Raw genomic sequence first — 22,191 nt, forward strand, 5'->3', positions numbered from 1 at the left:
ACGCGAGCCGCGTGATCAGCGACTTGGCTGCTATGCGTCGGCCCCGCTTTTGGCCACCCGCCCATAGCGCCCCCCTCCGCCCGCGTCAAGCGTAAGCTTCCCCTCTCTAGCTCTCGCGATCATCTCCGCCGTCTTGGCCGGGACGGTCTTCGCGATCTCTTCCTCCGGCGCATCGTGCAAAATGTTCATCTCGGTGCCAAACCGGCCGAGCAGCTTCGCCATGGCCGACTTGCCGATCCCCGGCACGAACTCTAGCGGCACCTGATAGAAGTAGGGAGGCCGATCATTCGGCATATGCGCCTCCGTGCGGCCTTGCAGCGCGCCCAGCTCCTCGATTCGATCCATGACGCCGCGGGTGAGCTTCGTGCTTCCGCATTGCGCGCAGCGCTCCGTGCTTCGCTCCTCCTCCGCAAGCGACCCGCAATTCAGGCAGTAGGTGCGGTGGTATTTGCCCAGGAGCGGATTCAAACCGTAATTCGCCGCGATATGACGTCCCTCCCGCTTCTTGAGCGCCAGCGCCAGTTCCCGGAACGATGGCTCCAGCAGCCGCATCTCATTGTACTCCCGCCCGATCTTCCCCAGCGAATGCGCGTCCGAATTGGTCACGAACGGCAACCCGTCCAGCTCCGGAATCAAGCCGGCCATCGCGCTGTCGGCGGACAAGCCGAGCTCGACCGCATCCACCTCTCCCGGATCCAGCACGTCGCTCATATAATCCGCGCAGCTGCCGTACAGGCTCTTATGCGGCGTGAATATATGAGCCGGAATGAATAAACCGCCGCGCGCCTTCACTTCCCGCTGCAGCTCTCGCGTCGACACGTAGATCCGCTGGGAGCTCAGCTGCACATTGCGCATATGCCGGCTCATCCAAGACGTAAAGTCGCGCATCAGCGCAAAGGTCGGCAGGAACGCCAAAAAGTGCGCCGCGCCGCGGTCCGGTTCCTTCACCTCGATCTCGGAGCCGAGCAGAATCGTCGTGTCTTGGTATCGGATGCCGCCCCCGGCGATCTCGGCCATTTCGCCCGACTCGAGACAGTTCGCGATATCCGCCTGCACGCCAGGCGAATGGCAGTCGATAATGCCAAGCAGGCCGATGCCTTTGCGGTGCACGGCTTCTTGGGCGATCCGGTTGAACGTCAATTCCCGGCTGCCGCTGATTTTGACCGCTTCGCCGCGGCTCGTGCTGCCGATATGAATATGCAAATCCGCGAAGACGCGCGACAGCGGCTGCTCCGTCATCGGTTAAATCTCCCCGGTCAGCCGGTAGATATGCCACGCATAGACGGCTAGCACGGTCTTCGCGTCGCTAATGCGCTCTTCTTGGATATACCGCTGCGCTTCTTCGAACGTAATGGCGCTCACGTTCAAATATTCATCTTCGTCCGGCCGGCTCTCGCCGAGCGTCAGCTCCTCCGCGATGTAGACGTAGAGCTTCTCGTCGGCGAAGCCCGGCGACGTATAGAACGCGCTGAGCGGGCGCAGCTTGCCAGCCCGGTAACCCGTCTCCTCTTCCAGCTCGCGCGCCGCCGCGACCATCGGATCCTCGCCCGCGTCCAATTTGCCGGCTGGAATCTCGACCTGGAATTTCTCCATCGGCTTGCGATACTGCTCCACGACGAGCATCTTATCGTCGATTAGCGCCAGCACCGCGGCTGCGCCCGGATGACGCACGATTTCCCGCGTTGCCGTCTTTCCATCCGGCAGAGATACGGTATCGACCTGAAGCGAAATAACTTTCCCTTCGAATATCGGCTGCGTGCTCACCGTAGGCTCGCGGAATTCTTCGGTATTCTTCAACATGTGCATTTCCTCCTTTAGTTAGGCGGATACGGATAACAAGCGGTTTGCTTTAAGCGCCTACTTGCCATGCATATCTTGTCCTGTCTGCGCATAATCTCCATTATATCAAAACAAACTGCTTACGACGGGCCCATTTGGGATTAATACCATATTAAGGAGGGAATGACCTTGAAACAATTTTCCGTCTCCAATCAACTAACCCTCGTCGGCAAGGCGTGGGAAATCCGCACCCGGCTCCGCAGCCTGATCGCGGAAGGACGCACGCTCGAAGAATATTTGGGGAAACGCCAGCCGCGAAGCACGCAATAGCGATCTCCGTCGCTTCGTTACCTCGAATATCGGACTGCCGTCTACATTATATCGCCACAACAAAGAGCCGGACGTGGCGCCACGTCCGGCTCTTGCCTGCCTTAGGCTTGCTTCTGCGCCGCCAGCTTAATAATTTCGAGCACGAGCTCGGTCGTCTTCACCAGATCCGCGACCTTGATGCGTTCTTTGGTCGTATGAATTTCCTCGTAACCGACCGCGAGGTTCACTGTCGGCACGCCGAGGCCGTTGAAAATATTCGCGTCGCTGCCGCCGCCGGAATGGAACAGGCGCGGCGTGCCGCCGATATTGCCGATCGCCGTCTTCGCCAATTCCACGACCGGATCGCCCTCGCCATATTGATATGACGGATAGATCAGTTTGCTGACGAAGTTGGCCGTCGCGCCGAACTCCGCCGCAACCGCTTCCGCCGCTTCCTTCATCGCCGCCACCTGCGCGTCCAGCTTCGGCTGCACGATGCTGCGCGCTTCCGCTTCGAGCTTCACGTAATCGCACACGATGTTCGTCGCGCCGCCGCCCTCGAACCGGCCGATGTTCGCCGTCGTCTCGTGATCGACGCGACCGAGCGGCATGCGCGAGATCGCTTTGGCCGCGACCTGAATCGCGCTAATACCCTTCTCCGGATTCACGCCGGCATGCGCCGACTTCCCGTAGAACTCGATAGTCACCTTCGCCTGCGACGGCGCCGCCACCGCGATCGAGCCGATCTCGCCGTTGGAATCGAGCGCATAGCCGAATTTCGCTTCGAGCTTCGAGCGGTCAAGCACGCTCGCGCCGACGAGACCGGACTCTTCGCCGACCGTGATGACGAATTGGATCGGCCCGTGCGCGATTCCGTTCTCCTTCAACGCGCGGATCGCTTCGAACATCGCCGCTAGGCCGGCTTTATCGTCCGAGCCGAGAATCGTCGTGCCGTCGCTGCGAATATAGCCGTCCGAGTCCAACTGCGGCTTAATGCCTTGACCCGGCGTGACCGTGTCCATATGCGACGTGAAGAAGATCGGCACCGCGTGCTCCGCTCCGCTTGCGTTCAGCTTCGCGATCAGGTTGCCCGCGCCATGGCCCGTCTTGGCCGCCGCGTCGTCTTCCTCGACCGTCAGCCCCAGCTCCTGAAACTGCTTCGTCAGAACGTCGCAAATCTCGCGTTCGTTCTTGGTCTCGCTGTCCACCCGGACCAGCGACATAAAATGCTCCACCAAGCGGTCTTGCGATACCATTGGCTTTCCTCCATCCGTGTCTATCGTTTACAATAATACATGTAAAACTAATATATTCTGGTGCTGCTTCTATCTCAGTATCGAAAGGAGACATCGATCATATGCGCGTAAACCGGATCGCCAAAGTATTCGTCTGGTTCATTATCATCTCCATGCTGCTCTCGACGCTGCTATTCAGCATGGGCTGGCTGTTCCAGTAACGCCTCCGGTATCTGAGCCGCGAACCCGAACAGACGGCTGAAATGCGGGATAAGCTCCCTCGCCGCCTGTTCGACGGACAAGTGGTTGCCCGTGATATCCGCGAAGGACGTCACGGCGTACTCCTGAATGCCGCAAGGAATGATCCCTTTAAATCCTTCTTCCCCTATGCCGGCCCGCACGTTCAGCGCGAAGCCGTGGCTTGTGACAAAGCCGCGGCGGGCACGGCATTTGTTGAACTTCACGCCGATGGCCGCAATCTTCGCATCTCCGACCCACACGCCCGTATACTCCGGTTTCCGCCCGCCTTCGATGCCGTAATCCGCCAGCCAGTCGATGATGACTTGTTCCAGCTGCCGCAAATACGCGTGCAGATCGAGACCGACCGCGTCCAAATAGATGAGCGGATAGCCGACGAGCTGTCCGGGTCCGTGGTACGTGATGTCGCCGCCCCGATCGATCTGGAACAGCTCAATGCCGCGCGCCCGCAGCTCTTCCTCCGAATACAGCAGATGCTCCGGATGGCGCTGCGAGCCGATCGTATACGTCGGCGGATGCTGGAGGAGCATCAATTTCTCGACGTGCCCCTCCTTATCGATGCCTTTCACGTACGTCTTCTGCAGATCCCAAGCTTCAGCATAGCCGATCAGCTTGTCATAGCTGACGTCGAGCGGTGTCGCGCTTGCCGTCGTCATGCTTCATCGCCTCGTTTCAGTACAATTTCGTCTCCGCGTCGAACGCCTCCAGCGTCTCCTTCACCTTCTGCAGGAACCGGCCGCAGATGACGCCGTCCAAGATCCGGTGATCCAGCGACAAGCAGACGTTCGCCATGGAACGGACGGCGAGCATGTCGTTAATGACGACCGGACGCTTCACGATCGATTCGAACGTAATGATGGCGGCTTGCGGGTAGTTAATGATCGGTTGGGTCAAAATCGCGCCGAACGATCCGGTATTATTCACCGTGAACGTACCGCCTTGCACGTCGTCCAGCTTCAGCTTGCCTTCGCGCGTCTTGCGGGCGAGCACGTCGATCTCCCGGGCCAGGCCCGCAATGTTCTTCTGATCGGCGTTCTTGATGACCGGCGTAATGACCGAATCTTCCGTGCCGACCGACAGGGAAATGTTGATATCGCGCTTGACGATGATTTTGTCGACCGCCCAGACGGAATTGATGATCGGATATTCCTTGATGGCGTTGACGACCGCCTTGATAAAGAACGCGAGATAGGTCAGATTGATGCCTTCGCGCTTCATGAATTCGTCCTTCAGCTTGTTGCGCGCCACGACGAGGTTCGTCACGTCGACTTCGATCATCATCCATCCGTGCGGAATTTCCGTCACGCTCTGGCGCATCTTCTGCGCGATCGTGTTGCGGATAGGCGTCACGTCGATGAACGTCTCGCCGCGCCCCGGAATCGGCTGGCCTTCGACCTCCACTTGCGGAATGCGCGGCGTCTCGGACAAATGCAATCCGCTCGATCGTACCGCCGCGTGCTTCGCGTCTTCCGGTTGCGCCGCGGCAGGGCTCGGAATCGCCGCCGGTTGCGTCTGAGGCGCGCTCGTCTGCCGAAGTCCGCCGGCATTGCCGCCAGCGGCGACGTAAGCCAATACGTCCTTGCGCGTAATGCGCCCGCCCAATCCCGTCCCCGGGATGAGCGTCAGATCCAGCTTGTGCTCCGCGGCCAGCTGTTGGACGGCCGGCGAATAGCGGCCTCGCATCGAATGATCGCCTTCGGTCTGCGCCTGCTTTTGCGCACTTGCGGCGCCTGCTGCGACCTCCGTTCCGCCGCTTGCGCTGCCCGCCGCCGCCGTTCCTTCGCTTGCCGTTTCGATCAGACAGATCGGCGCGCCGACCGGCACGGTCTCGCCGGCGCCCGCCAATATTTTGACCAGCGTTCCCCGCAACGTCGACGGCAGCTCTGCCGTCACTTTGTCCGTAATGATTTCGGCGATTGGTTCGTACATATCGACCGTGTCGCCAGGCTGCTTCAGCCATTTGTCGATCGTAGCCGACACCAGCGATTCGGCCAGCTGCGGCATGAAGACTTCCGTTACGGTTTTCATCGTATCAACTCCTGAACGTTGTTCGCGTCTTCGCGGCCTTGTATGGGCCGCATTCGGGAAGAAGCCGCCTACATAGACGGCAGCTTCCCTAAGATGCTAGATGAAACGGCTAACGCCGTCTTTACGGCGGAGCGCGTTTCATTCCGGATCAGCTGATTGGTTTGCGTTCACTATCCGAAGATTGGGAATGCAGCATTCAGCAAACGTGAATTTATATGCGTGAAACTCATAAATTCCTGCGGCCGTAGCCGTTTTCGCATTAATATTGCGCCAGCTGGCGCATCGCTTCTTTGACCTTGTCTTTGTTCAGCATGAAAAACTTCTCGCTCGGCGGATTGATCGGCATCGCCGGCACGTCCGGACCGCACAGCCGCATGATCGGCGCATCCAGCTCGTAAAGCATTTCTTCCGCCAGAATCGCCGACACTTCGCCGCCGATGCCACCGAATTTGTTATCTTCATGAATGATGAGGACTTTGCCGGTGCGGCGCGCCGCTTCCAGAATGCCTTCCTTGTCGAGCGGCTGCAGCGTGCGCAGGTCGAGAATATGAGCCGTGATGCCTTCCTGCGCCAACTCCTCCGCCGCTTCGAGCGCGAAGTGCAGCGGCAGGCTGTAGCTGATGACCGTAATGTCGTCGCCTTCGCGCAGCACGTTGGCTTTGCCGATCGGCACGATATAGTCCGTCTCCGGCACTTCGCCGGTAACCAGCTTATAGCACTTCTTGTTCTCGAAGAATAGCACCGGATCCGGATCGCGTACGGCTGCCTTCAGCAGCCCCTTAGCGTCATACGCCGTATACGGCGCGACGATCTTCAAGCCCGGCGTGCCGAAGAAGACCGACTCCGGACATTGCGAATGGTACAACCCCCCGAAGATCCCGCCGCCGATCGGCGCGCGGATGACGAGCGGACACGACCAATCGTTATTGGACCGGTAGCGAATCTTAGCCGCCTCGCTGATGATCTGGTTCGTCGCCGGGAACATGAAGTCCGAATACTGCATCTCGGCGATCGGCTTCATGCCGTACATGGCTGCCCCGATCGCGGCGCCGGCGATGGCCGATTCGGACAAAGGCGTATCCAGCACGCGCTCTTCGCCGAACTGTTCTTGAAGCCCCTTGGTCGTCGTGAACACGCCGCCCTTGACGCCGACGTCCTCGCCGAGCACGAACACGTCTTCGTCCCGCTCCATCTCTTCCTTCATGGCCAGGCGAATCGCGTCGATATATTCCATTCTAGCCATCTTAACGTCCCCCTTCGCGGTCGTCTTCCGCATACACGTGGCGCAGGACGCTCTCCGGCTGAGGGAACGGCGCTCGATCGCCGTATTCGGTCGCATCGTCGATGACGGCGCGGATCTTCTGCAGCAGCTCCGCGTCCTTCTCTTCGTTCCAGATGCCGCAGTCGATCAAATATTGCTTGTAATGCTGCACGCCGTCTTTGGCGCGGTATTCGTCGACCTCTTCCTTCGTCCGGTACGCCAGATCGTTATCCGACGTTGAATGCGGCGACAACCGGTACATCATCGCTTCGATCAGCGTCGGGCCTTCTCCGGCGACCGCGCGTTCGCGCGCTTCCTTCACGACGCGATATACCTCGAGCGGATCGTTGCCGTCCACCCGTATGCCCGGAAAGCCGTAGCCGATCGCGCGCTCGTAGATGTTGCCCGAGACCGATTTGTGCAGCGGCGTGGATATCGCATAGCGGTTGTTCTCGCACATGATGATGACCGGCAATTTATGTACGCCCGCGAAATTGCAGCCTTCGTGGAAGTCGCCTTGATTGCTTGAGCCCTCGCCGAAGGTGACGAACGACACGAACTTCTTGCGCTTCATCTTCGCGGCCAACGCGATGCCGACCGCATGCGGCACCTGCGTCGTGACCGGACTCGATCCCGTGACGATCCGCAGCTTCTTGTGGCCGAAGTGGCCCGGCATCTGGCGGCCTCCGCTGTTCGGGTCTTCGGCCTTGGCGAACACCGATAGCATGAGCTCTCGCACCGTCATGCCGACGCCGAGCACGAATCCGTAATCCCGGTAGTATGGAAGAAAATAGTCCTGCTCGCGATCGAGGGCGAACGCAGCCGCCACTTGAGCCGGCTCCTGACCGATCCCCGATACGTGAAAGTTGATTTTGCCCGCGCGTTGAAGCAGCAAATTGCGCTCGTCGAATTTCCGAGCGGTTAGCATGGTGGCATACATATCGATAGCTTGATCATCTGATAAGCCGAGCTCCGCATGTCTGGACGCTTGCTGGGTGGACCCGGTTGGTGTCATCTGGGAACCCCTCCTTTTAGCTACTCTTAAAACCTGGTACTAAGACTTGATTTTATTATACCCGAACAGCGCAAAAAAGGAAATGTCGTGAAGCGGCAAAACGCGTGCCCCGCCTACCGAACCGTTGGCAGCCGGCAAGCTTGTCCGAACTTAGTTATGCCCCTTAGAACGCGATCGCTTTGCCGTCCACGGCGAGCATCGCTTCGCCGATCGCCTCCGACAGCGTCGGGTGCGGGTGGATGACCGCTCCGACTTCCCACGGCGCGGCGTTCAGCAGCATGGCAAGCGACGCTTCCGAGATCAGATCGGTCGCATGCGCGCCAATTAGATGCACGCCCAGAATATCGTGGGTGTCCGCGTCTGCGACCACTTTCGCGAATCCTTCCGGATCGCCCAGCACGAGCGCCTTGCCGATCGCTTGGAACGGGATGCGCCCGACTTTAACCCGATGCCCCCGCTTGCGCGCTTCTTCCTCCGTTATGCCGACCGAGGCGATCTCCGGACGGGAATAGATGCACCGCGGCACGAGGCTTGCGTCTCCGGCGCCCTCCTTGCCGCCCAGAATATGATCGACCGCGATCAGCGCTTCATGCGCGGCCGCATGGGCGAGCTGCAGACCGCCGTTCACGTCTCCCACCGCATAAATGTGAGGCTCCGTCGTCTGGAAGTAACCGTTCACCTTCACCGCGCCGTTAATGATCTGCACATCCGTGTTTTCGAGCCCGATGCCTTCCGTATTCGCCTGCCGCCCGACGGACACCAGCATACGCTCCGCTTGGAGACGGATCGTCTCCTCGCCGCTAGCTGCCTCGATGGAAACTTGTCCTTCTTCGTATGTATACGTCTCCAGCTTCAGGCTAATACCCGTCAGCACCTCGACGCCGCGCCGCTTCAATTGCTTGGCCAGCTCCGTTGATACGTCCGGATCTTCGCCGGCGATCAGGCGCGGCGCCGTCTCCGCGAGCGTGACCTTGACGCCGAAATCCGCCAGCATCGATGCCCATTCCACGCCGATAACGCCGCCGCCCACGATGATGATCGAGGATGGCAGCTGCTCCAACCGCAGCGCATCGTCGCTTGTCATCACGCGCTCGCCGTCTTGCGGGAGTCCCTGAAGCGTGCGGGGGCGCGAACCTGTCGCAATAATCAGGTTAGCCGATACGACCGTCTCCATCTCCCCATCTGCCAGCTCGACGGCCACGCTGCCGCTTCTCGGCGAGAAGATCGACGGTCCGATCACTCGTCCGCTGCCGGCTACCACTTCGATGCCGTTCTTCTTCATGAGATGCTGCAGGCCGCGATACAGCTGATCGACCGTCTGCTCCTTGCGCGCCTGCACACCGTCGAAATCGACCGCCACGGCATCATCCGCGACCCGGATTCCGTAGTAATCCGCTTTCTTCAGCGTGGCGAATACTTCCGCGCTGCGCAGCAGAGATTTGCTCGGTATGCAGCCTTTGTGCAGACATGTTCCGCCCAGCTTCTCCTTCTCGATCAGCACGACCTTCTTGCCTGCTTGCGCCGCCCGAATGGCAGCCGTATATCCCGCAATGCCGCCGCCAAGGACCGCAATATCGCATTGTATTGTCATATTGGTTAAAGCTCCTTACGCCGATTTTTGCCTTCCCGCCTTCTATTGTACCTTTTTTCATCCTCCGGGAAAACCACGCGCCGATCCAAATAGACAACCCCGTCCCGACAGAGTATGATTAGGATAAAAGGTCAAACGCATCAACGTGAAACATTAGATTTGTTTGAATCTCAAAGTGAAATTGAATTGGCATGCGCCGCATAGGCAGCGGAGTAAGATTCATTCCCGAACGTGAAACTTGTAGATTACGCGCAGGAGGCTCTACCTGATCATGAAACCTGTTGTTGCCCGCTTCATCGCGATTTTATTACTCGTTATTCCCGGCATTGGCGCCACTTACGGTTTTCTGCTGATGAAGGATGCCGTCTTCCATTATTTCTCCTCGTTCGGCCATGAAGAAGCCGCGGCGCGCGGTTTCGAATTCGGCCGTTTTATCGCCGGATTCCTGCTCTTCGGCATCGGCGTCGGCTTTATCGGCGGCTGGACGTTCTTCCGCGACCGCAAGCGCAATTACGTTGCCCCCCGCTTCCGGCAGAAACGACCTCGGCCCCCGCGGCCCGGCGCGGGACAATCCGGCTCCTAATAAGGATGAGCAGAATCCCGATCGAATAGACCAAGGTGAAACGTCTGATGCCGTCTTCGTCGGCGAAGCACGTTTCACGCCGGAGAATTCTAAACTCATTTATACACGCCAAACATATAAATGCTTAGAATTAAAGTAAAGGAGACCGCGCGCTGCGCGGTCTCCTTTACTTTAAGGTTATTTTGTTTTGAACTTCGATGCCGCTTCCTGCAAACCAACCGCCATATGGCTCAGCGCTTCGGATGAACCGCTGATCTCTTTCATCGCTTGAAGCTGATCGCTCATATGCTTGGCGACGTTCTCCAAGCGAGTCGACGTATCCTGCGCGATGCCGAATACATCGGTCGCGGATGCCGCCACTTCCTCGGTGCCCGCGGAAATTTGCTGCGCAGCCGCCGATACTTCCTGAATTTGATCGTTCACGTCTTGAACCGAACGCAGAATCGTATCGAACGTCTCGCCAACGCGGAGGACGAGCGCTTCGCCCTGCGACACTTCGTTCAAGCCGACGTGCATGGTTTGGTCCGCCGAAGCGACAGCGGACAGCATATCCGCAATGATGCTTTCAATCTCGACCGCCGAGCGGCTCGTTTGGTCCGCCAGCTTTTTGACCTCGCCCGCGACGACCGCGAATCCCCGTCCATGTTCGCCTGCCCGCGCCGCTTCGATCGAGGCGTTCAACGCCAGCATATTCGTCTGCGACGAAATCTCCGAGATGACGCCGACGATCTGTTTGATATGCATCGATTTTTGCTGCAGCGTGTTGACGGTTTGCGCCGACGCTTCAACCGAATGGCTGGCGGCCTGAATTTGGCCGATCGCCTGCATGACGCCTTCGCGTCCGCGCCTCACTTCCGACGTTACGCCGCTCGCGGATTCCGCCACGTCGGAGGACGAATGCGCGATTCTCGTCACGCCTGCCGCCATCTCTTCCGTCGCCGTGGACGTTTGACCCGCCGACTCCAGTTGCGTCCGCGAGCCCGCCGTAACGCGCCCTACCTCGACGTTAACCTGCTCCGCCGCTTCGGATGATTGAATCGACGTCGCGCTGAGCTGTTCCGATGAAGCCGCCACGACTTCGATCGAACTTTTCATCCGATCCAAAATATCGCTGAACGAGTTCAGCATATAGTTGACGTTTTGACGAAGAACGCCGAATTCATCGGTGCCTTTCTCCGGCAAGCGATGCGTCAAATCGCCCGTAGCCGTCTTCTTCATAATGGCGGAGAGGGCCAGAATCGGCGTCAGAATCCAACGCGCGACGAGCAGCGCGATGACGGCGACGAGCACGATCGAGATGACGATCATGATGAACACCATGCGCTTCAACGCATTGGCATCCGCATACACTTCGCTCTCCGGCGCGCTTACGAGTACGCGCCATCCGGTACTCTCTACCGTAGAGTAAGCGGTCGAATGAGCGACGCCTTCGGTGTCCGTTACCGTCGCCAGCGCTTTAGGCGTGTTGGCCAGCGACGATTTGGCCGCCTCTCTCGTTTCCTCCGCATAGCTGTCGAAAATATTTTGTCCGATCAATGCTTTATCAGCCGAAGCGATAACCGCGCCGTCCGGCGCAAGCAAGATGCCGTACCCGCTATTCTCGAAATGAATCCGGGATACGACCGTGCTGATTAGCTGCGGATCGAGGACCGACTGAATCAGCCCGATGAAATTGTTGCTCCCGTCAACGATCGGCACGTCGATAATGACGATATCCTTGCCGGTCAGCGAGTCTTTCATGATACTCGAAATGTTAACTTTCTTTGACTCTTTTACTTTGTTAAAGTTGGCGAACTTCGAAGCATCTTTCGTCTCGCCTAACGTATTGCGAAGCATGCCGTTCTTGTCAATGAACGACGCTTTGATGATATCGGCATCACTGGCGTCCAACGTTTGAAGATGTGCAAGAATAGTAGAAGCGTCCCCTGCCGTAAGCTCCGGCTTCTCCTTCACCAACGTTTCCAACACTCCGATTTTCGTCGTCATCCAGTTGTTCATGATAATCGCGTTAAGCTCGGCGCGCTGCGTCAAGCCATCCATCGTTTTCTTGTTCAACGCGTCAATGGATTGGTCATATTGGACCGCGCTAACCGTCGCCAGCGGAACGAGCGAAACAAGAAGCAGGAGTCCGGCGATTTTGACGCGGAGCGAGTTTAATCTAGTAAGTCCCTTTCCCATCTGTCATTCCTCCTTACTATATCTGTCGACCGTAAGAAGAAAGAATTGTACTGGGAGTTAGTGGGGACCGAAGGCGATTCTTATGCCTTCAAAATAATCGCATCCACGAGCCCGTATGCCTTGGCATCCTCGGCGCTCATAAACCGATCGCGATCGGAATCCTTCTCGATTTGGGCAATAGACTGGCCGGTATGGCCTGCGAGCAATTCATTGATTTTGGCGCGCGTCCGAATGATCCAGTTCGCATGGATTTGAATATCGCTCGCCTGTCCCCGCGCGCCGCCGAGCGGCTGATGAATCATGATCTCGCTATTCGGCAGCGCGTAGCGCTTTCCCTTCGCGCCGCCCGCAAGCAGGATAGCCCCGAAGCTGGCCGCGAACCCCGTGCAAATCGTCGACACATCCGGTTTGATATATTGCATCGTATCATAAATCGAGAATCCGGCCGTCACGGAGCCGCCGGGCGAATTAATATACATCTGGATATCCTTGTCGGGATCGTCGCCGGCCAAGAAGAGCAGCTGCGCCACGATCGCGTTCGCCATATTGTCTTCAATCTCGCCGCTCACCATAATGATCCGATCTTTCAGCAAACGGGAATAGATATCATAGCTGCGTTCGCTGCCGCGCCCCGTTTGTTCAACAACATAAGGTATTAGTGTCATAGTCTTGCCTCCTTAAATGTTAGGTATGAAAAAAGCAGTACCAGCTCCCTTGTAGAGGCCGTACTGCTCTCGTTCGATTCTATGCCGCCCGCAATGCCATCACTACGGATCCTGCGCGCGCTTGAACCAAGCCGTTGCTTGCTTGACGCATTGCAAAGCCGGGCATACCGACGGCAACCGTCGTGTCCGAAGATTGAACCTGAGTTAACGCGAGCGCCACCAGCGCACCCGTATTCGCGCTTTGGAACGCTTCGGTATAGGCGCGTACGAATTGCCGTTCTTTCTCGGAGCGTTGTTCTTCAGTCCCGTCTTCCGCCACTAACCGATGCCGGAGTCTGGCCACGCTTCGTCTTGCCCGAAATAATGCGGCTTTCGCGGCGCCTTCAGACGTGTGCAGCAAAGCCGCCGTTTCGACAGCCGTATATTGAAAAACATCCCTTAGCAAAAAAATGGTTAGTTGAAGAGGACTGAGTGAACGATTCAACGCGCTTAACAACCGTTCGGTCTCTATGGCGTTCAGCGGCATTCCTTCCACGGCCTCTCTGCAAACTTCCAGCTGTTCGTTCAAAATCGTTTTTAGTTTGCGCTGCCGGCGGCATTGATCGATCCATATATTTTTGGCCGTACGAAGCAGCAACGCTTGCAGATTCGGATGCCTTCGCTCTCCGGTTAAATAAGGAAGCGCGCGCAAACTCGTCTCCTGAACCAAGTCTTCCGCTTCCCATTCGGAAGTCGTCAGCCGGATGCAATACCGGTAAAGATCTTGGCGCCACGGAGTCGTTGAAGCTTCCTGAGCGCTAGTCGACATGCGGAGCTCCTCCTTCCTTTGTTACTTATAGTGTAAACGAACGGGGGGCGTCATAAGATACGGGCAATAAATTTTTTTGGATTCCCGTCTTCCCAGCGCTGCTTCTCGTTCAGGGAATTACAATACAGTCTGAAACTCTCCTTTGCATTGGGCTCTTCGCAATATGCAGCCGCTGATTGAACGTGGCAGAGGATAGCACGACCTAGCGCGCAAGCAAAAGAAAAAACCGCCGAACATATCGTTCGGCGGCGTATCTTCTGTTATTCATCCTTACGCTCTCACGATACCTTGTGCTCAATCCGCAGCTTGTCGGCGACCATCGCGATGAATTCGGAGTTCGTAGGCTTCGACTTGCTGATGTTGATCGTGTAACCGAAGAGGTGGCTGATGCTGTCAATGTTGCCTCGCGTCCAAGCGACTTCAATCGCATGGCGGATGGCGCGTTCAACGCGTGAAGGCGTTGTTTTGAATTTCTCCGCGATCGCCGGGTATAGCGTCTTGGTAATAGCGCCGAGGATCTCGATGTTGTTGTACACCATCGTGATCGCTTCGCGCAAATACTGATATCCCTTAATATGCGCAGGAACGCCGATTTCATGAATGATGCTCGTAATGTTCGCGTCCAGGTTTTTGCCTTTTCCAAGCGGCACGACATTGGACGACGATTTCATTATCGAGGAATTGCTGCTGAACGCGCTTACGCCCGATCCGGAAACAACCGTATTGTTGCCGACCAATTGGCGGATTCGATTCGCCAGAATCTCCATATCGAATGGCTTCAGTATGTAGTACGAAGCGCCAAGTTGTACGGCTTTCTGCGTAATGTTCTCTTGCCCGAATGCGGTCAGCATGATGATCTTCGGCATCGGAGACAGATTAAGCTCTCTAAGACGTTCGAGCACGCCCAAGCCGTCGAGATGAGGCATGATAATATCCAGAATAAGAACGTCTGGCGCTTTGCGCGTTTCTTCAAGCAAACGAAGTACTTCTTCACCGTTATAAGCAATTCCGGTCACGACCATGTCGTTTTGTTCCGAAATGTATTCAGACAGTAAGTTCGTAAACTCCCGGTTATCGTCAGCCAGCAGAACTTCGATTCTTTGCAAGGTAATATCCTCCTTAGTGTTAATAGCGGTATATACTCAATCAGTATCCAAGTTCATTTCTTTTCTGCTGACTAAAGTTTTCGACACTTTGAAGTAAATTCCTTCTGTCGAATAATATTTTTGTTTATTTTTATTTTCGGATGAATTATAATGGAAAATTTACAACAAGATCATTCTTTTTTCGTTCGCATTCGACAAATTAAACAAAAATAAAAACAAATCCTAAGGGGCTAAGCCGCCTTAAGATTTGCCCCTTCTGTCTTGAGCAATACACCCGCATCTTGAAGCATCCACTCGATAAAACACCCATATCCTGAAGTCGGATCGTTGACAAATACATGCGTCACCGCGCCGATCAATTTTCCGTTCTGAATAATCGGACTGCCCGACATCCCTTGCACGATCCCGCCCGTCTGTTCAATGAGCCGAGGATCCGTGATCTTAATGACCATTCCCTTCGTCGCCGGTGAAGCTTGCTTAGTCACATGCACGATCTCGACGTTAAAGCGTTCGACCTTCTGGCCATTGACCACGGTAAGCAGCTGCGCGGGACCTTCTTTAACCTCTTCCGCGAATGCGACCGGCAGCGCCTGCGAATCATAGCTATGCGTTGGCAGTTCATTCATTTTGCCGAAAATACCGAATGGCGTATTCCGTTCGATATTACCGAGCACTTTGCCTTCCTTGACGAAGGTAGCGCGTTTCTCGCCCGGTTCGCCGTTCTGGCTCTTGTTAATCGAAGTGACATGCGATTGAAGTATCTGTCCATCGCCTACTTCAATCGGCGTCTGCGTATCCATATCAGTGATGACATGGCCGAGTGCGCCGTAAACGCCTTGATCGGGAGCGTAGAAAGTTAACGTACCTACGCCTGCTGCAGAATCCCGAATATAAAGTCCAAGCCGCCAAGCTTGATCCTCGGCATCGTAAATCGGGTCGAGCTTCGTGTCAAATGTCCGTTCGCCGCGTTTCACGGTTAGCTGCAGCGGTTTCTTGGCTTTGCCCGCTTGCTCGGCTAGATCGGCGACGAGCTTTACTTCGTGGATGGACTTCCCATTAATATGGGTGATTAGATCGCCTAGCTGTAAATTAGCGGTTTCCCCGGGCGAAACCTTAACGCCTTTGGAGGTTGCGACTTGATGATGGCCTACGATCATAATGCCGGCAGACTTTACTTTGACGCCAATGGTTTGACCGCCTGGAATGACGCGAAGATCAGGCACTACGTTTACCTTAACGGTTTTGAAGGGTATTTTGCCGAATAATTTCAGCTTCATCGTTGTTTCGCCGCTATGTTCCGTCTGTAACGACAACGGCTTGTTCAAATCGACCGACAATGACCGGCCCTTCGAACCGTTGACATGAAGAATCGACGGATCGACAGTCACTTGCGCATGGACGGGCATGCCATAGTCTAACTGCTTCAACTGGCCGGAGAACAAACGTAGTTCGTTCGGGAATGCGGCGAAATGTTGAAAGGGGGAGGAAAGACCAAGCACGCAAACGAAGAATACGAGAACAAGACCGAGCCACCGCTTACGCTGATTGGCATTCAATGACTTCACGCTCCCTGTGCATACTTTCGCTTGACGAGAAAGGCGTTCGCCATTTGCGTACTTATAAGGTAACCCTGCCCCTAATGTTTTATGTCGATAAAAACATTCCCTGAAACCCTTTCACTACGCGCCTTTCTGTTGTTTGGCCAAGTCGAGCATTTCTTGCGCATGATGCCTTGTTTTCTCTGTGACCTCCACGCCGCCCAGCATGCGGGCAAGTTCTTCGACGCGCGTCACGAACTCCAGTTCCGTCACGTTCGTCGACGTACGTTCGGCTACGATCGACTTGCGAATTTCGTAATGGTGGTCCGCCATGCACGCGACCTGCGGCAAATGGGTTATGGAGAACACCTGGCATTGACGCGACAAACGCGACATTTTCTCCGCGATCGCTTGCGCCGCTCGTCCGCTAACTCCCGTATCCACCTCATCGAATATAAGCGTAGGCACTTGATCGATCGATGCGAAAATCGTTTTGAGCGCTAGCATGATCCGCGACATCTCGCCGCCTGAAGCGATTTTGTTCAGCGGCTTCAGCGGTTCGCCCGGATTCGGCGCAATCAGGAATACCGCTTCATCGATCCCGTTGTGAAGCAGTTTGTACTTATCGCCGACCTTATGCATGAGCAGCTCGACCCGGAACGTCGTCCGCTCCATCTGCAGCTGGCGCAGTTCGGATTCGATGGCAGCCGCAAGCTTATGGGCCGCTCCACGGCGCAGCTCGGACAACGACAGGCCGTAACGCACCGCTTCCTCGTACAATTGCTCCTCTTCTTTGCGCAGACGTTCAATATGCTCGTCCCGGTTCTCCATCTTGTCGGCCTCGTGCTGGATTCGCTTCAAGTACGCCAGAATATCCGGAATCGTCTCTCCGTACTTGCGCTTTAAGCTGTGAATGAGATCAAGGCGGTCGTCGATCTCCGCAAGCCGCTCCGGATCGGACTCCACGCCGTCGCGGTAGTCGCGCAATTGGAATGCGGCATCCTCGAGCTGGTAAAAGGCGGACTGAACCTGCTCCAGCAACGGGTTCAGCACTTCGGGATCGTAATCCCTTATATCTTCGAGCCGCGAAATCGAACGGCTTATCGCATCAAGTCCCTTGTTTCCATACAATAGCGCATACGCTTCGGACGCGGAATCTCTGCGCTTTACGGCATACATTAGTTTTTGCTTTTCTTCCTGGAGCGATTCATCCTCTCCCGGCTTCAGCTTCGCTCCGGAGATTTCTTCGATCTGGAATCTGTAGAGATCGAGCATCTGCATATTCTGCCGCGATGAATCTTCGAGCTCCTTGAGCTTGTGGCGCGCGTCGTCGTATTTGCGGTGGGTTTCCTTGTAGCTCGCGATTAGGCCTTCGACGCGTTCGCCGGCATACAAGTCGAGCCAATCCAAATGACGCTCGGTCTTGAATAACGATTGATGTTCGTGTTGACCGTGAATGTTAACGAGGAATTCGCCGACTTCGCGAAGCATGGACATCGTGACGATTCGGCCGTTAATTCGGCTTACGTTCTTCCCTTGGGCAGACAGCTCGCGTCGGACGACCAATCCTTCCTCCGGCGATGCTTCAATGCCGAATCCGTGTAGCGTCGTCCACACGGGATGGACGGCCGGCAGTTCGAACATCGCTTCGATTTCGGCTTTATCGCAGCCGTATCGGACCATATCCGAAGAGCCTCTGCCCCCGACAATGAGGGATAGCGCATCGATAAGTATCGACTTGCCGGCGCCGGTCTCCCCCGTCAGAACGTGAAACCCATCGTGAAACCGGACCGATACCGATTCAATAACCGCCAAATTACGAATAGATAATTCGCGAAGCATGCAGAATTCCTCCTTGTTAACGGTGCCTAATAATTAGTTCATGTAGGCGAGCATACGCTCGATAATCTCGCCGCTTTGCTCTTTGGAGCGACAAATGATCAGTATGGTGTCATCGCCGCAAATCGTGCCCATGACTTCGGTCCATTCCATGTTGTCGATCATCGCCCCGATGGCGTTCGCCGTTCCGGGCAGGCACTTCATGACGACCAGATTATCCGTCGAGTCGATATGCAGAAAATGATCTACCAGCGCCCGCTTCAGCTTGTGTACCGGATTCATGCGCTGCTCTTGCGGTAACGAGTATCGGTAGCGCCCGTCCTCCGCCGGCACCTTAATGAGTTGAAGCTCCTTAATATCCCTCGACACCGTAGCCTGCGTCACTTGAAGTCCGGCTTCGCGCAGCGAGTCAACGAGCTCTTCTTGGGTTTCGACGATGCCGCCGGTTATAATCTCGCGTATCTTCATATGTCGTACACTCTTCATGGAATCCTCCCTAATATTCGCGCCTACTGGTCCGGAAACTGAAACGTAATGACTCGCACCGTTCGTTCGCGCGCATTCACGTAAACTACGCCTGACGCCTCCGGAAGCAACAAGGCATAAACCATCAGCTTGTCCCTTAAACCGCTGCCCGTCCATTCTATCGGCATGCGCTCTCGCGCCGTCTTTACAATGTAATGCTTCCCGTCTTTCTCCGCGATCATGTCAATGAACAGCCTGCTCTGCAGCTGCTCGCCCGTATCGATCTCTATATGAATCGGAACCTTGTAACGACCGTGCGTAACCTCGAATCCATCCTCTTCCAGCAGCTTCACGTGCTCATCGTCGTCGTCTACCTCTTCCGCCCGGCTGAGCAGCACTTCGGAATGCATAGATGGCGGCTCATGCAGCCATCGGTAGAAGAGCCGATAGATCAACAGGATAATTAGCATCACCGCGACCAGCATAACGAGCCAGTCTCCGTATTTCCCCAAGCGGATCCCTCCGTTCGCTCATCTCCTGTCAGAACTGCTTCGAAATCGCTTGCCCTCTTGGCCATAACGTGATGTCGAATTCAATGTAGGAGCCTAAGCGAACAACGCGCCGAATTACGAACGCTTGTTTGCTTTTTCAGTTTAACAAAAATTCGCTTCCGTGCAAAGGGGAACAAGACGAAAAAAGTCTCTTAAGCTTATGTATGCTCAAGAGACTCCTTCAGGCCAATCCGTATCTTATTTGAACGTCGATCCGGCTTCGGCAACGACCGCCGCGATTTGCTCATCGCCGGGGACTTCCTCTACCGGCGCGCCCCGCCACAGCCAGTGCGCCAGAAACTCGACGTTGCCTTCGCCGCCCGTAATCGGCGAGAAGGTCAAATGACGCAGCTCATAACCTGCGGCGGCGGCAAAGTCGGTAATCGTGCGCAGCACCTCGCGATGAACGGCCGGTTCGCGAACGACGCCCGACTTCCCGACTTTCTCCCGTCCCGCTTCAAACTGAGGTTTGATCAATGCCATAACGCCCGATCCAGGCGCGAATAACGTGCCGAGCGTAGGCAAAATCAGCTTGAGCGAAATAAAGGAAACGTCGATCGTCGCGAATGAAGGTATCGGCCCCTTCAGGTCTTCAGGCGTCATATAACGAAAGTTCGTACGTTCCATCACGTTCACCCGTTCATCCTGACGAAGCGACCAGTCCAGTTGATTATATCCAACGTCGATGGCGTATACATAGGTTGCGCCGTTCTGGAGCGCGCAATCGGTAAAACCTCCGGTCGATGCCCCAATGTCCAGCATGACAACGTCGTTCATATCAAGCTCGAATGCGCGGATTGCCTTCTCCAGCTTCAGACCGCCGCGGCTCACATACGGATGCGGCGCTCCTTTGACCGTAATCGATGCGGAGCGCGGCACTTTCATGCCGCCCTTCTCCACGCGTTCCCCATCCACGATGACGAGGCCCGCCATCAGCGCGGCCTTCGCCTTCTCGCGGCTCTCATAAAACCCTTGTTCCACCAATAAAATATCGATTCGTTCTTTCCCTAAGGTCATGCTTCTCTCCCGCTCTTATGCCGTTCCGTTCGCGCGCTGGCGCAGCACGGGTTTCAAGGCGCGCAGCTCCTTGCAGACGCGCTCTGCCGTAAGTCCCGTCTCCTGGCGTTGTTCTTTGATGGAGCCATGTTCGACGAATACGTCTGGTACGCCGATGATCCGGATATTCAAGCCGCTGATGCCGCGCTGCGAATAGAACTCTAGAATCGCGCTGCCGAGACCGCCTTGTTCGGATCCTTCTTCCAGCACGATCATGCTCTGACCTTCTTTCGCCAGCTGCAGCAGCATGGCTTCGTCCAGCGGCTTCACGAATCGCGCGTTCACGATCCGTACGTTCTGCCCTTCGCGCTTCAGCTGTTCCGCCGCTTCTTCCGCAACCGCCACCATCGGACCGATCGCCAGAATGACCGAAGAGTCGCCTTCGCGGACCGTTTCCCATGAGCCGATCGGAATCGGGTGCATCTCCTTCTCGATCTCTACGCCGACGCCGTTCACGCGCGGATAGCGGATCGCGATCGGACCGTCGTTGTAGTCGACCGCCGTCTTCATCATCCGGCGCAACTCGTTCTCGTCCTTCGGCATCATGAGCACCATATTCGGCACGTGTCGCAGATACGCGATGTCGTAGACGCCATGATGCGTCTCGCCGTCCGGACCGACGAAGCCGGCGCGGTCGATCGCGAAGATCACGTTCAAGTTCTGGCGGCATATATCGTGCACCACTTGGTCATATGCACGCTGCAGGAAGGTCGAATACACCGCGTATACCGGCTTCAAGCCTTCCATCGCCATCGCGGCGCACAGCGTCGCCGCATGCTGTTCGGCAATGCCAACGTCGATCATCCGGCCAGGGAACAGCTCCGCGAACTTCAGCAATCCCGATCCTCCCGGCATGGCAGGCGTAACGGCTACAATTCGTTTATCCTCCTTCGCCAGATCGATCAGCGCTTCGCTGAAAACTTCGGTGTACATCGGCGGTCCGACCGCTTTGAGCACCTGTCCGGATTCGATTTTGTATGGCGAAATCCCGTGCCACTTATGCGAATCCGCTTCCGCAGGGGAATAACCTTTGCCTTTGGTCGTGACGACATGGACCATTACCGGTCCTGTCGCGTTCTTCGCTTGCTCCAGTACTTCCAGCAGCTGCGGAATATCGTGTCCGTCAACCGGTCCGAAATACGTAAAGCCGAACTGTTCGAACAAAATGCCGCTGACGAGCAAATATTTGACGCTGTCCTTCAGTCGTTCTGCGGTTTTGGACAGCGTTCCGCCGATAGCCGGTATTTTCTTCAGGAACTGGTTCAGCTCTTCTTTGGCCTTCTGGTAATGGCGGTCGGTGCGGATCTTGGACAAGTAATGATGAAGCGCGCCAACGTTCGGGGCAATGGACATCTCGTTGTCGTTCAGGATGACCAGCAAATTCTTCTTCTCGTGCCCGATATGGTTGAGTGCCTCTAACGCCATGCCGCCCGTTAGCGCGCCGTCGCCGATTACGGCAACGACTTTGTTCGTCTCGCCCTTCAAATCGCGCGCGAGCGCCATGCCCATCGCGGCCGAGAGCGACGTGCTGCTGTGACCCGCTTCCCAGACGTCGTGCTCGCTTTCGGATCGCTTGACGAATCCGCAGAGACCTTTATATTGACGCAACGTATCGAATTGATCTTTCCGGCCTGTCAATATTTTATGGACATACGATTGATGTCCGACATCGTATATGAATTTATCGGTCGGGCTGTCAAACAGATAATGCATCGCAAGCGTTAACTCGACGACGCCCAGATTTGGCGCAAGGTGACCACCGGTAACGGAGAGCTTCTCGATCAAAAATGAGCGTATCTCAGCAGCGAGCTCATCCAGCTGCGGAACTGTTAAGTTTTTCAAATCTTTAGGCCCGTTGATATGTTCGAGCAACACATTCATTTCCTCGCTTTCATGGCAGGCGGCTACCGGTTCACGATTACCTCT

The 22,191-nt window shown here is 56.0% G+C and carries 20 protein-coding genes; 2 read left to right on the forward strand and 18 right to left on the reverse strand.

What is annotated here, in order from left to right:
- Positions 1-30 precede the first annotated feature (30 nt).
- Both BCM02_RS06900 and BCM02_RS06905 read right to left on the reverse strand, forming a co-directional pair.
- A complete protein-coding gene (locus tag BCM02_RS06900; RefSeq protein WP_148928327.1) occupies positions 31-1,239 on the reverse strand; it encodes an endonuclease Q family protein in 1,209 nt (402 codons plus the stop codon).
- 3 nt (positions 1,240-1,242) lie between these two features.
- Positions 1,243-1,800, reverse strand: a complete 558-nt coding sequence (locus tag BCM02_RS06905) for an NUDIX hydrolase (RefSeq protein ID WP_148928328.1) — start codon at positions 1,798-1,800, stop codon at positions 1,243-1,245.
- A gap of 168 nt (positions 1,801-1,968) precedes the next feature.
- Here BCM02_RS06905 and mciZ point away from each other — a divergent pair, with 168 nt between their 5' ends.
- The gene (gene mciZ / locus BCM02_RS06910) at positions 1,969-2,109 is read left to right on the forward strand and encodes a Z-ring formation inhibitor MciZ (RefSeq protein ID WP_148928329.1); all 141 of its coding nucleotides are present in this window, start codon (positions 1,969-1,971) and stop codon (positions 2,107-2,109) included.
- 101 nt (positions 2,110-2,210) lie between these two features.
- Here the strand turns inward: mciZ and BCM02_RS06915 are convergent, their stop codons facing one another.
- The 6 genes from BCM02_RS06915 to lpdA all read right to left on the reverse strand — a co-directional run bounded on the left by BCM02_RS06915 (position 2,211) and on the right by lpdA (position 9,476).
- A complete protein-coding gene (locus tag BCM02_RS06915) occupies positions 2,211-3,344 on the reverse strand; it encodes a M20/M25/M40 family metallo-hydrolase (protein WP_148928330.1) in 1,134 nt (377 codons plus the stop codon).
- A 170-nt stretch (positions 3,345-3,514) separates the two neighbouring features.
- Complete coding sequence (lipB, locus tag BCM02_RS06920; protein WP_148928331.1) at positions 3,515-4,237, reverse strand: lipoyl(octanoyl) transferase LipB; 723 nt, start codon at positions 4,235-4,237, stop codon at positions 3,515-3,517.
- A 16-nt stretch (positions 4,238-4,253) separates the two neighbouring features.
- Positions 4,254-5,609 carry a dihydrolipoamide acetyltransferase family protein gene (locus BCM02_RS06925; protein ID WP_148928332.1) on the reverse strand — a complete coding sequence of 452 codons (1,356 nt, stop codon included), beginning with the start codon at positions 5,607-5,609 and terminating at the stop codon, positions 4,254-4,256.
- A gap of 259 nt (positions 5,610-5,868) precedes the next feature.
- Complete coding sequence (locus tag BCM02_RS06930) at positions 5,869-6,852, reverse strand: alpha-ketoacid dehydrogenase subunit beta (protein ID WP_148928333.1); 984 nt, start codon at positions 6,850-6,852, stop codon at positions 5,869-5,871.
- A 1-nt stretch (position 6,853) separates the two neighbouring features.
- A complete protein-coding gene (locus BCM02_RS06935) occupies positions 6,854-7,885 on the reverse strand; it encodes a thiamine pyrophosphate-dependent dehydrogenase E1 component subunit alpha (protein ID WP_148928334.1) in 1,032 nt (343 codons plus the stop codon).
- Positions 7,886-8,048: 163 nt separating this feature from the next.
- A complete protein-coding gene (gene lpdA / locus BCM02_RS06940; RefSeq protein ID WP_148928335.1) occupies positions 8,049-9,476 on the reverse strand; it encodes a dihydrolipoyl dehydrogenase in 1,428 nt (475 codons plus the stop codon).
- A 271-nt stretch (positions 9,477-9,747) separates the two neighbouring features.
- Between lpdA and BCM02_RS06945 the strand changes: the two genes are divergently transcribed.
- Positions 9,748-10,059 carry a DUF2627 family protein gene (locus BCM02_RS06945; protein WP_148928336.1) on the forward strand — a complete coding sequence of 104 codons (312 nt, stop codon included), beginning with the start codon at positions 9,748-9,750 and terminating at the stop codon, positions 10,057-10,059.
- 177 nt (positions 10,060-10,236) lie between these two features.
- Here BCM02_RS06945 and BCM02_RS06950 read toward each other — a convergent pair whose 3' ends face one another.
- The 10 genes from BCM02_RS06950 to dxs all read right to left on the reverse strand — a co-directional run bounded on the left by BCM02_RS06950 (position 10,237) and on the right by dxs (position 22,146).
- Positions 10,237-12,237 (reverse strand): methyl-accepting chemotaxis protein, encoded by a 2,001-nt coding sequence (locus BCM02_RS06950; RefSeq protein WP_148928337.1) that lies wholly within the window; start codon positions 12,235-12,237, stop codon positions 10,237-10,239.
- An 80-nt stretch (positions 12,238-12,317) separates the two neighbouring features.
- On the reverse strand, positions 12,318-12,902 hold the full coding sequence (gene clpP / locus BCM02_RS06955; protein WP_148928338.1) for an ATP-dependent Clp endopeptidase proteolytic subunit ClpP: 585 nt from the start codon (positions 12,900-12,902) through the stop codon (positions 12,318-12,320).
- A gap of 79 nt (positions 12,903-12,981) precedes the next feature.
- Complete coding sequence (locus tag BCM02_RS06960; RefSeq protein ID WP_148928339.1) at positions 12,982-13,710, reverse strand: RNA polymerase sigma factor; 729 nt, start codon at positions 13,708-13,710, stop codon at positions 12,982-12,984.
- Positions 13,711-13,988: 278 nt separating this feature from the next.
- A complete protein-coding gene (gene spo0A / locus BCM02_RS06965) occupies positions 13,989-14,816 on the reverse strand; it encodes a sporulation transcription factor Spo0A (protein ID WP_148928340.1) in 828 nt (275 codons plus the stop codon).
- Positions 14,817-15,046: 230 nt separating this feature from the next.
- Positions 15,047-16,372 carry a SpoIVB peptidase gene (gene spoIVB / locus BCM02_RS06970; RefSeq protein WP_187434057.1) on the reverse strand — a complete coding sequence of 442 codons (1,326 nt, stop codon included), beginning with the start codon at positions 16,370-16,372 and terminating at the stop codon, positions 15,047-15,049.
- A 123-nt stretch (positions 16,373-16,495) separates the two neighbouring features.
- On the reverse strand, positions 16,496-18,196 hold the full coding sequence (gene recN / locus BCM02_RS06975; RefSeq protein ID WP_148928342.1) for a DNA repair protein RecN: 1,701 nt from the start codon (positions 18,194-18,196) through the stop codon (positions 16,496-16,498).
- Between the two features lie 33 nt (positions 18,197-18,229).
- On the reverse strand, positions 18,230-18,679 hold the full coding sequence (ahrC, locus tag BCM02_RS06980; protein ID WP_148928343.1) for a transcriptional regulator AhrC/ArgR: 450 nt from the start codon (positions 18,677-18,679) through the stop codon (positions 18,230-18,232).
- A gap of 23 nt (positions 18,680-18,702) precedes the next feature.
- Positions 18,703-19,170, reverse strand: coding sequence for a hypothetical protein (locus BCM02_RS06985; protein ID WP_148928344.1), 468 nt, complete (start codon positions 19,168-19,170; stop codon positions 18,703-18,705).
- Positions 19,171-19,407: 237 nt separating this feature from the next.
- The gene (locus BCM02_RS06990) at positions 19,408-20,226 is read right to left on the reverse strand and encodes a TlyA family RNA methyltransferase (RefSeq protein WP_148928345.1); all 819 of its coding nucleotides are present in this window, start codon (positions 20,224-20,226) and stop codon (positions 19,408-19,410) included.
- A 15-nt stretch (positions 20,227-20,241) separates the two neighbouring features.
- On the reverse strand, positions 20,242-22,146 hold the full coding sequence (dxs, locus tag BCM02_RS06995; protein ID WP_187434058.1) for a 1-deoxy-D-xylulose-5-phosphate synthase: 1,905 nt from the start codon (positions 22,144-22,146) through the stop codon (positions 20,242-20,244).
- Positions 22,147-22,191 lie beyond the last annotated feature (45 nt).

It is taken from the genome of Paenibacillus methanolicus (genome assembly GCF_008124765.1).
Lineage (GTDB): Bacteria > Bacillota > Bacilli > Paenibacillales > Paenibacillaceae > Paenibacillus_Z > Paenibacillus_Z methanolicus.